Below are 13,244 nucleotides of genomic sequence, written 5' to 3'. Positions count from 1 at the left end.
TTGAGCAGACTGGAGGAATACTTGGTGCAAGCAAACGCACGCCATATCGGATAGAGGGGACTATGAACGAAACCATCGAAAAACTGATTGCCAGTGGAAAGGAAGGGCCATGGTGGGACTTTAAACAAACCTACCACCAAAACAATGCAGCCCTTGTTCACGATATCCTCTGCATGGCAAACGTCCTGCATGACGGTGACCGGTATCTGATTTTTGGCGTGACTGATGAAGGGTTGATTACCGGCGTGCTGGAAGATGGTAAGCAACTTAACCAGGCAAATTTAATCGATCTGTTAAGAAAAGTGAGTTTTGCAGAGCACCATTGTCCGGATATTCAGCTGCACCACATCACACTCCAGCATAAGGTGCTGGCTATTCTACAAATTCGTAACGTCAGAATGAAACCTTACTATCTAACACAGGACTATAGCAAAGAGGGAAAAACTGTCAGAGCCGGTGTCGTTTACACCCGGCAACAAGATGCCAATACGCCCGTAAATGGCTGTGCGAGCCCTGGAGATGTCATGGCAATGTGGAAAGAGCGCTTTGACCTGGACTTGGCACCAACAGACCGCATCGTCAAACTACTTCTTGACTATGACAACTGGGAGTACGATGGCTTCAATGAGGCCTACTATCGACTTGACCCGGGTTATTCCATTTATATCGATAATAGTGAGAGAGAACACGGAGGACAGCACTGGTGGTCAACGACTGGTATTGAGCAACCATACCTTTACGAATACATTCTCAAATATCGCGGGCGAGAGCTCGAACGAATACCAGTCGTGCATTACAGAAATGAAGGCTTAAAATTTCCATTTCCAGAGATAGACACACTGTCTTATCCTGGAAAAAGTGATGGATACGAGACTTGAATATATGTTTATCAATACATCCAGCATTCCGCTGACAACCGGGAAGCTGTCGGCTAAATCTTCCATGTCAGAATTATGATAACTTATGTAGTTCCCGAATCACATGTTTGGCCAACAGACTTTCCACCGGTATAACCGAATTGATTTTTACCGCTTTGACAATTTCTATCAACGAAAGGGTATTCTGCGCTAATTGGTCTCGCAATTCACTTACTTCAGCCTGCAACTGCTGGTTTCTGGCCAGCAAGGCCTGACGGGTTTTGCGGTTGACGTATTGCTGTTTTTCTTTTGGGCGTAGATTCAATGGGCCAAGTTGCTGATCAACATAGGCAGCAATTAGGCGTTTTCGCTCAAGGCTGCTCAGCGTACTTAAACCACCGTTAACGATACCTTTTGCCTTGAGCCGAATATGCAGGGCCTTAGCGGAAATAGGGGACTTGTCAAAGCCTTCAACCAGCATCAGCTGTAATTCGTGCTCGATCAGTGTGTCCAGTTCCTTGCCGCGCATCAGTCGTTCTCCTGCATCAATTGTTGGTATTCAAGTGCAAAAAGCTGGGCCAGTGTACGGACTTTGCCCTCGGTGATTACTCCACCAGACAACACACTCTCCGCAGTAACCAGTTGTTGAGTCTTGGCACGACGCTGCCATTGTGCTTGTATTGCCTCGAGTTGCTGTAACCGTCGTTCGATGTCGGCCAGTCTGGTCTGGTAGTCAAGCTGATGTTGTGTAAGTTGGGTCAACTTCGAATGTGCTTGCTGTAACGCCTTTTTTTTGGCAATCAGATTAGGTAGCTCATCTATCCGGCCTGTCAGCGTGAAATGTTCACAAAAGGTAGCACTCTGGCATTTCAGTCGATAAGGACATCCCCAGAGGTTAACTTCCCGCATACAGGAACCAAATTTCAGCGGATACAGCACGGCATGTCTTGCCACCATGGCAGAGGCTTGCTCTGGTCCTTCTGCGTCGCGGATTTCTTCAAAGGCAGCAGCAACATCTTCAAAGAGGCCGTCAGCAAATGACGCCTCGACAAACCTGGCTACATCATCCCGATCGTCAAAAGTATGCAGGTTGGCTTTGATGGTATTGTCCAAAGTCATGTGTTCTGTGACCGCCAGTTGGCCGGTCCTTTTGACGATTTCCAGTGGCGTAGCAACTGAGGACGAAGAGGGCGCGGCAGTTACTGCTGTCGATATCGGCTGCAAGGGTACCAACGAGGCTGCTTTTCGCCGTTCTGCAAGCGCCAGATGTTGATAGTGCTGATTCTGCGTGATGTCCACTCGCCCCATCAGCATTGCCTGTAAGTGGTCAGAGATATCCGCAATGGCAAGAAAGGTATTGATGTTGTGCCGGGGAATGTGGGTACGCATCCGGGTGGGGGTACCATTCTCTTCCAGTAATTGATATTTGCTGAATACTGATCCATCAGGCTCAACATTGCCTAAAAATTTATTCATAAGTGTGTTAGTGAAGGGTATCGGTATAGCCAGCAAAGCCAGTGTGCGCTTTAATGCCAGCGAACCCTTCTCATGTAGAAATAACAGGTCTTCATAGTTAACTTCGTAGCGTTTGCCATTTTCCATCCAGGCGTGCGTACAGGGTTCGTTGGCATTCGTCAGGCCAAATTCGGTCTTGATGTAATGATTAAGGTCAGTCTTGGAATAATAGATAGATTTGCTGTTTTTTGGCCCTGGCATTTCTTGAACGGGCAGTACACCTCGTTTGCTGAGGGCTTTGGATGTTTTGTCTCGTTGTCCTGCCCGGCCACGAAAACTTGAGGTGGTTTGTGTGATGTACGTCACCACATCATCCAGTTCGACTCGTTCACCGGGCAGGGCGCTGATGGCCTGTGGCAGGTAATCAGTAAAAGATTTCGCCCGTAGATAGGTCAGATGACTGCGTGTTGGTGCGGTCAATATTTTAACGGAACTGAATATACTCTCGACCAGAGGTGCTGCCAGCGGTTCTACCCAATGCGTTCGCTCCCCAGCACCCAGCACCTTTGACACCAACATAACGGATACCAAGGAAATAATCGGGTAATCCCTTGTCCTGAAACCGCTTGCGGATTGCCGGATCATCAATCTGGCGTTTAAACAGCGCATCCTGTCTGAGATTAAACGCTTCAATGGAGCGAAAGCCGGTGATAACCAATAACAACAGGCAATTTAACGCAATTTTCTCAGCATCACTTTCCACCCGCTGGATTAATGCAACTATGTTCAGAAAACCACGAATGGTAATCAACGCATCTTCACCATCGGTAGTGGCATCAGCCAGCGTGTACTGCTGTTTCAGCGCCATGGTTTCCCGGGCTTTGCGGGTGAGGTTGGTTTGATTGGTATATTGCCCATCGGACACATATTGCAATGTCACCAGTGTGAATGACTGGTGATTAACCAGTTTTTGCAGACTGACACAACGTCCTTTGTAATTGGCGGTATTGGGATCCCCTAGAGATGAAGCTGCGCTGAGGTTATCCATCGACCGTTGAATTACCCCTGTGGTTAGATACACTGGGTGGGTTTGCCCAGTCAACTCAAATAGTGAGTGGTACCAGCGCTTCAAAATCATCAGTGTTGCCACAGCCACCGCTGGGGATATACTTCGATTTCGCCTCCGATACACCAGTACCAGCAGGGCTTTCATAAACCGGGCATAGTCTTCTTCCACGGCATGGCGCCCCTCAATACCTTTGGTACGGCTGATTTCATCAAAGCGTAATTTATTTTTGCCATTACCACGTAACCAGCCACTACCATTGCTGCCGCAGACCCAAACAGGGTCATCCCATGACTGCTCGAAGTCTGCCGCCAGATGCTGTTCAAACCAGCTTTGCTGCTCGGTGATAAAGGCGTGAAACTGCGCAAAATGTTTTTTCATCGCACACCGCCTTTTTCTTGATGAAAGCGGCAACGGGCAATCACGGATTGAATTTCAAATTGTGTGGTTTCATGGATGGAAATAAGTGGATTGCGGGCGTTGCCAACACTGTCTGAAATGGAAATCAATTCATCGACTTCTTTAACTACACTCTCCAGCACCGCCTGGTGGTCACCATCAGTAAAGGGGCGGTAATACAGGCAACCGTAGCAGCAGCGTACCTCACAGAACGGACATTCGCCATCACTTCTGGTGCAACCGCCAATCCCATCATGCAACTGATCACCGACTATGCCGACCACGCGCTGGCCTTGCCATTCCGTTGAAGAGGTCAGTTCACCTGTCAACATCATAGCTACCATGTTTTGCCTTACCGGATTGGTACCCAATGCTTTGGCTCGAATCAGTGCCAGCGCAGGCGTCGCCAGAATGTAATACTTGGCAACAGTAAGTGAGGTATGTCCCAGAATATGCGCAATTTCTTCGGCGCTGCCCCCTTGCATAGCCAGTGAATGGCCCACGTTGTGGCGCAATTCGGTCGGCGTAATGGTTGGCAAAGCCGCTTCGCCACGCGCTACGGCAGCCTGATAATCTGGAGGACTGAAACTGAGGATGGCCTTGCTAATCGCCTTGGACACATAAAATGGTGCAGAGTGACTAAATTCAAATAGCTTGCCATCAGGTTTTAGTTGCGCTCGCTCGATATAGTGCCTAATCAATGCGCCGATTTTCGCTGGAATCGCCAAAAACAGACGTTCAGTCGTTACGCGCCGCTGTTTGACGTAGGGCAGAAGTAAGCTATAGCGTATTAACCCGGTTTCGGAGTTTCGGGTATCAATACGCAAATCTTTTGTTGCCAGCTTGGCCAGTTGTGCCGGGCGGGCTCCGGTGACATAAGTCAGTCCCAGAATTGCTGCATCTCGAATGGTGTTCAGACTGTAGTTTTCGCCATGCCGAATCGACGTAGCCATTTCAAACAAGCCTTTACTGATCATGCTTTTTTCGAGCGGATCCAGAACATGGTCGATTTCCTGATAGATGTCCCAGTCGTGGGAATGCGGGCGAGGGATAAATTCGAGGTCTTCGTAATCGTCGAGGGTGAAACCGGGGAATGCTTCGGCACAGAGGATTTTTAGGCCGAAAATGATGTAGTAGAAATATCGAGGATCAATTTCCTGAGATTCAAGGTAATCTTTCAACACCGTAAACGAGAAAGCAGATTGGGTTATGCAATGATCAGTTGCCAAAGACCAGGCATGGAGTACACCAGGAATCTGGGCTGGACACTTGGCAAATGCATAACGGAAGCAAATATATTTGGTTAATTGGTTGCTGATTTTATCCCGTCGGAAGTGGGCATAGCAGCGGCTGCCTGAATAATCGAATACCCAACTATCACTTGTTGAATTAATATATTTATCATCGAAATAATCTGCCGACTTGAGATAAATGCCAGAAGGTATATTTAACATAATATACATTATGCGCACCGGGATAACGCTACGTGAAAACTATGACTTACCGGCGGTTCATCAATACGTTTTGGAAAAATACGATGAAAACCAGCTTGTCGCAAAGCTTAGCTCGCTGCATCAGCCCTGGCGGCTGAAGTCTATCAAATCGTTGCCGATAACCTCTACAGTGCTGTTTAACCCTTGATGGTGTTTGCATGAATAAAATTCTTCCACTGTTCGCTTTAGGCTTTTCCTTTTGCAGTTCCGCTGCTGTAGATCCCGGACCGGGAACATATGTGTGTGATATCCGCATAACCAGTTCCCGAACTGAAACGCTGGTATTGCCGGAAGCGGCGCTTGTTCAGGATCATGGCAGTGACTATCAGGTGAAAATGCTCGGTAACGAAGTGGCGTCGCCGAAACTGGCAAGCGTTCTGGGCGGGGTCAAACAGCAGGCCACCGTTAACGGGGTGACATTTTTCAGGCGAGCTAAATATGACGATCGCTTTATCATTGAAAACACCAACACGGGCTTCTTTTATCGCCTGAGGCACTGCAAAAAAATGTAAGGCGCCGCCAAAAACGGTTAGCGGCGCCCTTTTCTTTCATTAATATCACCCCGTTCATGCCGGTATACTGCTACATCAGCCGCAACAACATTCCCGGCCATACCGCACGGAAAATGCTCAGGGAACGAAAATCGCTCTGACGCAGCCGTCTTCCTTGTGCTTGAACATTTCATAGCCGCGCGGCGCATCCTCCAGCGAAAAACGATGCGTCGCCATAAAGGCCGGATTCAGCTCGTTTTTCGCCACGTGATCCAGCAGCCGATGCATATAGCGCTGGCCATGCTGCTGCGCGGTGCGGATAGTCAGGCTTTTATTGATCATCAGCCCCAGCGGAAATTTATCCATCACGCCATATACGCCAAGAATGGCGATATTGCCGCCTTTGCGACAGGCATAGAGCGCCTGACGCAGCGCCGCGCCGACGTCCGTTTCCAGATGCAGCAGCTGTTTGGTTTTGTCGTATACCTGGCTTAAACCTTCACCTCGCGCCTCCATACCGACCGCATCGATGCAGCTGTCCGGGCCGCGTCCGCCGGTAAGTTCCAGCAGCGCCTCGTTGATATCCACCTGGGTATAATCCAGCGTGATGCTGCCGGCATAGTCGCGCGCCATCGCCAGCCGCTCCGGATAGCGATCGATGCCGATAACCTGATGCGCACCCATCAGCCATGCGCTCTGCTGCGCCATCAGGCCAACGCCGCCACAGCCCCAGACCACCACGGTGTCGCCAGGATGGATATTGCAGAAATCCGCGCCCATATAGCCCGTGGGCGCGGCGTCGGACAGAAACAGCGCCTGCTCATCGGTTACGCCATCCGGGATCACAAAGCAGTCGTTATCAGCAAAAGGTACGCGAACGTATTCGGCATGGGAACCTGCGTAGCCGCCAAAAGCGTGGCTGTAGGCATAAATGCCGCCGGTCGGATGGCCCAGCACCGTCTCGCCTTTTTCCCATTGGGGATGGGTGTTATCGCAGCAGGAAGGCAGCTCATGCTGGCAATACCAGCAGGAACCGCAGGAAATAAAGGAAGGAACCACCACCCGATCGCCACGGCGGATATTTTTCACCGCGCTGCCTACTTCAACCACCTCGCCCATAAATTCATGACCAAGGATATCGCCCTCGCGCATGCTGGGGATCAGCCCGTCGATAACATGCAAATCGGAGCCGCAGGTGGTGGTCAGGATAACGCGAATAATGGCATCGTGAGGATTAAGCAGACCGGGATCCGCCACTGTTTCAACGCTGAGATCGTTAACGCCATTCCAGCAAAGTGCGCGCATTTATTTCTCCTTATCCTGACGTTCGGCATGGCGGCCAGCGGGCTGACCGTTAATCGTAGGGATCTCTCCGGTTTCGGCGAGGCTTTTAAAGCGATGCAGCGCGATGCTGGCAATCTCTTTAGGCAGCAGATCGAAAAAGGTGGTCACTTTTTTACCCAGGGTGCCGCCAGGCGGCGTGAAAGTCAGAGTTAATGCCAGCTCGGTTCCCCATTCGCCGGGCGCCGGCGTCAGCACCAGCTTGCCCTCGTTAGGGATATCAGCGCCTTCCAGCGACTGCCAGGCAATAATCTCACCCGGCTGCGCCTCTACGATACGGCTTTCCCAGGCATATTTCACGCTTAACGACGAAATCAGCGGGCCAATCAGCTGCCCCGTTGCGTAACCGGAAGTCAGTACCGCTACCGTCCGCGCCAAGGCACCCTGCGTAACTTCACGCGCCAGCCGCATCGAAAGCTGCATGATGGAAAGAAAACCCAGCCCGGTTAACAGCGTGGCGATAAGCAGCCCTTTCGCGTCATGGAAAAAAACCACGCTGGCGACGCCCGCGCCCTGCACTATCATGGCCGTAGCCAGCGCAGGCTGCGTACGGATACGCGCGGCAAAGGCAATAACCAGCAGCACACCCGCTACCGCCGCCAGCCCGAACAGCGGCCAGAAAAAGGCGGCCTGGTTGCCGACCGTAAAAATAGCGTGCGCCATCTGCGATAAAAACGTTGCCGGCAGAATATAGCCGAAGCCCGCCAGGCTATAGGCCGCCAGCAAAAGCTTCAGGTTGCGGTTTAGCGGCTCGGGTTTTATTTTGCCGTTGGTGGTCGCCAGCGTCTTTGGCAGCCGGGTAAAAATCATCAGGGCGGCAATAGTCGCCACCACGCCGTAAACCAGCCAGGCCTGTGAGGCATGAAAGCCCAGACAGGCCATCGCCCAGGCCAGCACGCCGGTTAAGGTAATCCCCACGCCGGGGCCGGTAAATACCGCCGCCGACAGTTTTGGCGCCTGCTTGCCCGCCAGCACCAGCTGTGTCCAGGAAGTCACGATAATCAGCGCCCACGCGCCGCCCACGCCAGAAACAAAGCGGAACAGGCATTGCAGCATAAAGCTGGAGGTAGCGGCGGAGAGCAGCGTAACCAGCACCGTCGCCATCAGGCCCGTTTTTAAATAAAAGGTATGATGGCGTTTTAATTTACTGACGTGGATGGCGCCCAGCAAATAGCCGATGTAGTTCATCGCCGCCAGGATCCCCGCGCTGGAAAGCGTAAGAAAGCCATCCTCAATCATTAAAGGGATTTGTGGCGTTAAAGAAAAACGGCCAATGCCCATCACGGCGACAAGGGTAATGATCCCCGTAAGCATGACGCCGGGCGCGCCGGTATATTGCGAGGCCTGAGTAGACATAATTTTTGCTTTGCTCCTGCGAAATATCTTAATCTGGCGGCCATACTATTTCGCAATCGCTGAATGAAAAATGGGGCGAATTATCCTATGACAGGCAGTCATACCCGGGAACGCAACGAGGATATTAAAAACTTCCTGACGCATCACCGTTCACGGCTTAATCCTGAAGACTATGGTTTTACGCTGCAACAGCGGCGGGTAAAAGGCCTGCGACGAGAAGAAGTGGCGCAGCTCGCCGCCGTCAGCGTCAGCTGGTATACCTGGCTTGAGCAGGGACGCGATATCAGTATTTCGCCCGCCGCGCTGAAGCGGATCGGCAACGTGCTGCAGCTTTCCACCACCGAACAGGATTATCTGGACAGGCTGATTTTCGGCGCGAAAAATGCACCGAAACCGGGCGCAATACCGCATGAGGTTAAAGTGATGGCGGACGCGCTGGCGCCGCATCCCGCGTTTATCCGGCGCGCCAATATGGATATTCTCTACTGGAACGAAGCGGCCAGAAGCCAGATTTTTGACTGGTCGACTATCCCCGAAGACGATCGTAACTCGCTGAAGCTGATGTTTATCAGCGACGACTATAAGCAAAAAATCCATCACTGGGAGCTGGCCGCGAAGCATACTATTGCCGCCTTTCGCACCTATTACGCTGCCAGCAACTATGCAGAAGATTTCGGGCGGGTGATTGACGATCTTACCGCCCGCAGCGAGGCGTTCCGGGAGATGTGGCATCGTCAGGACGTCAGCAAGTTCGGCACGGGCAACAAGGCTATTATCGATAGCCAGGGAAAAATCAGTCATTACACCTATAGCGCGCTGGAAGTGGAAAGCGCGCCGGGTATCTTTCTTATCTTTTATCTTTGCCGCGCTTCAGAACAGCCATAACCCTTATTTACAGGGCGTACGCGCCCTCTTCTTTTTCAGTTTTATTGATTAAGAATGGCAAAACTATCGGCTTTCAAACCCGCACCAACGCGCTTATCATTCCTTACATCAAGGCGACATGCCTTTAAATCTGATAATTAAAGTAAGGAACCTTCCATGAAAGCCATCAAAAAATTAGTTGTTATTACCGCCCTTTCACTGATCTCTTCCGTGAGCTTCGCCCAAAGCGTCACCGCCTGTGCTTCCACCCTGGACGCCGCCGAAGCGCAGATTTCAGCTCAGGCAAAAGCGGCCAACGCCTCTTACCGCATTACCGAAGCCAATTATAACAACGGCGTTCATATGACCGCGGTTCTTTCTGCTAAAGAGTAATAGCCAGCTATGGCCTCCGTTACTGGCGGCGCAACTTCATTGCTGTCCGCCCAAATGTTATGTTATAACATTTAAAAATTACGGGACGGAGGATGGTATGTTGGCGGCAAAAGTAAAAAACGTGGGCCTGGCGCTAGGCGCCCTGCTGATGTGCGGACAGGTTTTTGCACATGGTGCCCACTCGCACGGTAAGCCATTGAGCGAAACCGAACAGAAAGCGGCGGAAGGCGTTTTTAATAACCAGGACGTTAAGGAAAGAAGCCTGACGGACTGGGACGGCGTCTGGCAGTCGGTCTACCCTCTGCTGGACAGCGGCGAGCTTGATCCCGTGCTGCAAAAGAAAGCCGAAAAAGATAAAAGCAAAACCGTTGAGCAGCTTAAAGCGTATTACCGCAAGGGCTATGCCACCGATATCGATACGCTGGCGATTGAAAACGATGTTATCGAGTTTCGTCGCGGCGACCAGGCCAGCAGCTGTCACTATCACTACAAGGGTCATCAGATCCTGACGTATGCTTCGGGAAAAAAAGGCGTTCGCTATCTGTTTGAATGCCGCGACGCCAACAGCAAGGCACCAAAATACGTGCAGTTCAGCGATCACACCATTGCGCCCCGCCAATCGGCTCACTTCCATATTTTTATGGGCAACACCTCTCAGGAAGCGTTGCTGAAGGAAATGGACAACTGGCCTACTTTTTATCCGTGGCAGCTGACCAACGCTCAGGTGGTTGATGAGATGCTGCATCACTAAAAAAACGGCCCGGTTAATACCGGGCCGGATAAATAGTTAACCGCGAAAAACAGGCAGCCAGCCAAGCCAGCTCAGTGTCCACGCCAGCACGTTCAGCCCGCCAAACAGCATTACAACGACAATGGCTACATTTTGCCTGCCGGCGTGCGTGGTCGCTTCCGGAAACTTCTGCTGCGCTTTTCGCGCCAGCAGCGCAGGCACAATCACCGCCCACAGCGTGGCGAACAGACCGGCAAAGCCAATCGCGGCGATAAAGCCGTTCGGAAACCACAGGGAAGCGCACAGCGCCGGTAAAAACGTCAGACAGGCCGTTTTTAATCGGCCCAGCCGCGTATCCGCCATCTGCAATCGGTCGGCAATAAAATCAAACAGCCCTGCCGTCACGCCAAGAAACGAGCAGATCACCGCGAAGTGCGAGAAGACATCCATCAGCAGCGCCAGCGCGCTGACGTGCAGATAGCGCCGTAAGGCCGCCATCAGCGCCTCGATATCCCCGCCCGCATCGATAATGGCAGGGAAAGAGGCGCGCGGAAGATTGCCCATCGTGCCGGTCAGCCAGAACAGATAGATCACCAGCGACATAAAAGTCCCCAGCATCAGCGCTCGATTTACCTGTTTTTTATTGCCCGCATAGTAGCCGATCAGGCCGCTGATATTGCCGTGATAGCCGAAGGAGGCAAGGCAGAACGGCAGCACCGCCAGCGTATAAGGCCAGTAGGCCTGCCCGGAGGCGCCGCTGTTAGCCAGCGTGGCAATATCCAGCTGCGTCAACAGTCCGCCAAACAGCGTCACCAGCAGCAGGATTTTCGCCAGCACGCAGAAGGTCATCAGTCGGCTGACGCCTTTGGTGCCCAGCCAGACCACTGCCGCCACGCACAGCGTGAGCATGATTTTGGCGTCCGCCACGGAAAGATGCAGACCCGCGCGATTTAAAGAGCTCTGGTAGACCGGCCCGCTGGCGGAGATATAGGCATAGGTAAGAATGCCCAGCACAAACAGAATGCTCAGCCCGTTTACGGCCGCCCAGCCGCGTCCGAGCAAATCGCGCGTGATGGTATCAAAACCGGCGCCCAGCGGATAATGCTGGCTGGCCTGCACAAACAGTAATCCTGTCAACAACATGCAGACCCAGCTGACCATCAGGATCAGCAATGACCAGCCGTACCAGGCGCCGGCCATGACCACGGGAAGCGTAAACATACCGGCGCCAACCACGGTTCCGCAGATGATCATCGCGCCCCACCATACCGAAGGCCGATGGCGGGCTAACGAACTCTCCCTCATAAGTTTCCTGCTAAATAAATGACGTTAAGCCCGCAATTCTACTGCAAATGCCCCGCTATAACTGTACATAATTCCGCCCGACGGCGAAAAACCGCACGCGGCTGAATTGAGGGGACGGTTTTGCCGAGTTTCAGGAACGTTTTGCAAAGGGAGTTGTTATACTGCGGCGCACTATTTGCTTGTGGAAACGGGTTATGAAACGGAAAGAAACAAAGCGGTTTATCGCCGCGCTGGCTGTTGTGCTGGTTATCGCACTTACCGTGATGTCGAAAGTAATGATCGGCGGCGCGATTGACGAATACCATATTCCTTTACACGACTGGTCAGCGGGCATGCTGGCGCCACAGCTGTTTATGATCGCCGTCTATTCGCTGGTCTTTACCGGCCTGCTGGCTATTCCGCTCTGGTACTGGTTTTTGGGCGAAAATGTTGACTCAACGCGTCATTGAATCGCATTCAACCAAAATAAGATGTTGATTTGAAATAGTTTATTTGAGAAGCCAGCGACAACGCGCCATTGAACGTGCGCAGGCTGCCCGCGTCCCGCTTTTTTGCTGCTACGGTTAAAAGACCGCTAACGCAGAATATAAAAAGAGGATCGGGCATGAATAAAATTGCATTGATTACCGGGGCTTCCAACGGGATCGGGCTGGAACTGGCCAGAATTTTTGCGAAAAATGGTTATGACATTGTGGCCGTAGCGCGCAATGAGGAAAAACTGCACAAGGCCTGCGAGGATCTGCGCGGCTACGGCACAAAGATCCACGCACTAAGCGTGGATTTAAGCCGCTATGATGAGATCGAAAAGCTGAAGCAGCGCGTCGATAACGACGGGCTGGCGCTGGATGCGCTGGTTGTCAATGCCGGTCAGGGGCTGGGCGGCCGCTTTATTGGCGGCACGGCGCTGGAAAAAGAGCTACAGCTAATCCGCCTTAACGTCGATTCTTACGTTCATATGGCTAAAATTTTCCTGCCTGCGATGATCGAACGTCAAAGCGGCCACGTCCTGATGACCTCTTCCATCTCCGGCACCTCGCCCATCCCTTTCGAGGCGATTTATGGCGCGAGCAAAGCCTTCGTCAATTCCTTCTTCTGGGCCATTCGCAACGAGCTGAAAGGCTCGGGCCTGAATATGACGCTGCTGATGCCCGGCGCGACGGAAACCAACTTCTTTAAGAACGCGGGCCAGGCCAATACCAAAGTCGGTGCCAGTCAGCCGACCAAACCGGCGGAAGTGGCCGAACGCGCCTGGTATGCATTGATGAGCGGTCATGAGTATGTTTACGGCAGCGATGAGGCGGAACATGAGGGCGACGTGCTGAACCGCATTCAGAGCGAATCGCAAAAGGCGCAGCGCCACCGCATTATTTCAGAGCCGGATTCGGCGTCACGCTAATCCTTCTCCTTCTGCCTGCCGGTAAAATCGGCAGGCGATGCTTATTTAATAAGCTATATCTTTGTCTTTGTTGAGTAAAATTAAATTGTGCCGTTATA

12 protein-coding genes and 1 pseudogene are annotated in these 13,244 nt (G+C 52.0%); 7 read left to right on the top strand and 6 right to left on the bottom strand.

Annotation, left to right across the window (positions count from 1 at the left end; all coding sequences use genetic code 11):
* The first annotated feature begins 62 nt into the window (after positions 1-62).
* Complete coding sequence (locus tag QCD69_RS01755; protein ID WP_301250779.1) at positions 63-878, top strand: AlbA family DNA-binding domain-containing protein; 816 nt, start codon at positions 63-65, stop codon at positions 876-878.
* 73 nt (positions 879-951) lie between these two features.
* Here the strand turns inward: QCD69_RS01755 and QCD69_RS01750 are convergent, their stop codons facing one another.
* The 3 genes and pseudogenes from QCD69_RS01750 to QCD69_RS01740 all read right to left on the bottom strand — a co-directional run bounded on the left by QCD69_RS01750 (position 952) and on the right by QCD69_RS01740 (position 5,249).
* The gene (locus tag QCD69_RS01750; RefSeq protein ID WP_301250778.1) at positions 952-1,386 is read right to left on the bottom strand and encodes a hypothetical protein; all 435 of its coding nucleotides are present in this window, start codon (positions 1,384-1,386) and stop codon (positions 952-954) included.
* Positions 1,386-3,759: pseudogene (locus QCD69_RS01745) on the bottom strand (hypothetical protein). Before QCD69_RS01745 ends, QCD69_RS01750 begins: the two are co-directional and overlap by 1 nt.
* Complete coding sequence (locus tag QCD69_RS01740) at positions 3,756-5,249, bottom strand: site-specific integrase (RefSeq protein WP_441004970.1); 1,494 nt, start codon at positions 5,247-5,249, stop codon at positions 3,756-3,758. The pseudogene QCD69_RS01745 and the gene QCD69_RS01740 overlap by 4 nt, the downstream one beginning before the upstream one ends.
* Before the next feature lie 179 nt (positions 5,250-5,428).
* On the opposite strand from QCD69_RS01740, the gene QCD69_RS01735 reads away from it, so the two are divergent.
* Positions 5,429-5,782: a hypothetical protein gene (locus QCD69_RS01735; RefSeq protein WP_301250776.1), complete on the top strand. Its 354-nt coding sequence runs from the start codon at positions 5,429-5,431 to the stop codon at positions 5,780-5,782.
* A gap of 117 nt (positions 5,783-5,899) precedes the next feature.
* Here the strand turns inward: QCD69_RS01735 and QCD69_RS01730 are convergent, their stop codons facing one another.
* Together QCD69_RS01730 and QCD69_RS01725 are read right to left on the bottom strand one after the other, a co-directional pair.
* Positions 5,900-7,066: a zinc-dependent alcohol dehydrogenase gene (locus QCD69_RS01730; RefSeq protein WP_301250775.1), complete on the bottom strand. Its 1,167-nt coding sequence runs from the start codon at positions 7,064-7,066 to the stop codon at positions 5,900-5,902.
* Complete coding sequence (locus tag QCD69_RS01725) at positions 7,067-8,458, bottom strand: YbfB/YjiJ family MFS transporter (protein WP_301250774.1); 1,392 nt, start codon at positions 8,456-8,458, stop codon at positions 7,067-7,069.
* Positions 8,459-8,545: 87 nt separating this feature from the next.
* On the opposite strand from QCD69_RS01725, the gene QCD69_RS01720 reads away from it, so the two are divergent.
* The 3 genes from QCD69_RS01720 (at position 8,546) to zinT (ending at position 10,466) form a co-directional block, all read left to right on the top strand.
* On the top strand, positions 8,546-9,343 hold the full coding sequence (locus QCD69_RS01720; protein WP_301250773.1) for a helix-turn-helix transcriptional regulator: 798 nt from the start codon (positions 8,546-8,548) through the stop codon (positions 9,341-9,343).
* Positions 9,344-9,499: 156 nt separating this feature from the next.
* Positions 9,500-9,715, top strand: coding sequence for a DUF1471 domain-containing protein (locus QCD69_RS01715; RefSeq protein WP_301250772.1), 216 nt, complete (start codon positions 9,500-9,502; stop codon positions 9,713-9,715).
* A 97-nt stretch (positions 9,716-9,812) separates the two neighbouring features.
* Positions 9,813-10,466, top strand: coding sequence for a metal-binding protein ZinT (zinT, locus tag QCD69_RS01710; RefSeq protein WP_370734059.1), 654 nt, complete (start codon positions 9,813-9,815; stop codon positions 10,464-10,466).
* Between the two features lie 36 nt (positions 10,467-10,502).
* On the opposite strand, the gene QCD69_RS01705 is transcribed toward zinT, so the two are convergent.
* Positions 10,503-11,750, bottom strand: coding sequence for an aromatic amino acid transporter (locus QCD69_RS01705; RefSeq protein WP_301250771.1), 1,248 nt, complete (start codon positions 11,748-11,750; stop codon positions 10,503-10,505).
* Positions 11,751-11,944: 194 nt separating this feature from the next.
* Between QCD69_RS01705 and QCD69_RS01700 the strand changes: the two genes are divergently transcribed.
* Both QCD69_RS01700 and QCD69_RS01695 read left to right on the top strand, forming a co-directional pair.
* A complete protein-coding gene (locus QCD69_RS01700; protein WP_301250770.1) occupies positions 11,945-12,199 on the top strand; it encodes a DUF2534 family protein in 255 nt (84 codons plus the stop codon).
* Positions 12,200-12,354: 155 nt separating this feature from the next.
* Positions 12,355-13,146, top strand: a complete 792-nt coding sequence (locus tag QCD69_RS01695) for an SDR family NAD(P)-dependent oxidoreductase (protein ID WP_301250769.1) — start codon at positions 12,355-12,357, stop codon at positions 13,144-13,146.
* Positions 13,147-13,244: the final 98 nt, after the last annotated feature.

This window comes from Erwinia sp. PsM31, from assembly GCF_030433775.1.
GTDB classification, from domain to species: Bacteria; Pseudomonadota; Gammaproteobacteria; order Enterobacterales; family Enterobacteriaceae; genus Erwinia; species Erwinia aeris.
The sequence above is the reverse complement of the archived record's forward strand: the minus strand, read 5'-3'. Positions and strand labels throughout refer to the sequence as shown.

Bases quoted from the DNA above. Each gene is read 5' to 3' on its own strand.
- QCD69_RS01755 (WP_301250779.1), top strand. From the start codon at position 63: ATGAACGAAACCATCGAAAAACTGATTGCCAGTGGAAAGGAAGGGCCA.
- QCD69_RS01750 (WP_301250778.1), bottom strand. From the start codon at position 1,386: ATGCGCGGCAAGGAACTGGACACACTGATCGAGCACGAATTACAGCTG.
- QCD69_RS01735 (WP_301250776.1), top strand. From the start codon at position 5,429: ATGAATAAAATTCTTCCACTGTTCGCTTTAGGCTTTTCCTTTTGCAGT.
- QCD69_RS01730 (WP_301250775.1), bottom strand. From the start codon at position 7,066: ATGCGCGCACTTTGCTGGAATGGCGTTAACGATCTCAGCGTTGAAACA.
- QCD69_RS01725 (WP_301250774.1), bottom strand. From the start codon at position 8,458: ATGTCTACTCAGGCCTCGCAATATACCGGCGCGCCCGGCGTCATGCTT.
- QCD69_RS01720 (WP_301250773.1), top strand. From the start codon at position 8,546: ATGACAGGCAGTCATACCCGGGAACGCAACGAGGATATTAAAAACTTC.
- QCD69_RS01715 (WP_301250772.1), top strand. From the start codon at position 9,500: ATGAAAGCCATCAAAAAATTAGTTGTTATTACCGCCCTTTCACTGATC.
- zinT (WP_370734059.1), top strand. From the start codon at position 9,813: ATGTTGGCGGCAAAAGTAAAAAACGTGGGCCTGGCGCTAGGCGCCCTG.
- QCD69_RS01705 (WP_301250771.1), bottom strand. From the start codon at position 11,750: ATGAGGGAGAGTTCGTTAGCCCGCCATCGGCCTTCGGTATGGTGGGGC.
- QCD69_RS01700 (WP_301250770.1), top strand. From the start codon at position 11,945: ATGAAACGGAAAGAAACAAAGCGGTTTATCGCCGCGCTGGCTGTTGTG.
- QCD69_RS01695 (WP_301250769.1), top strand. From the start codon at position 12,355: ATGAATAAAATTGCATTGATTACCGGGGCTTCCAACGGGATCGGGCTG.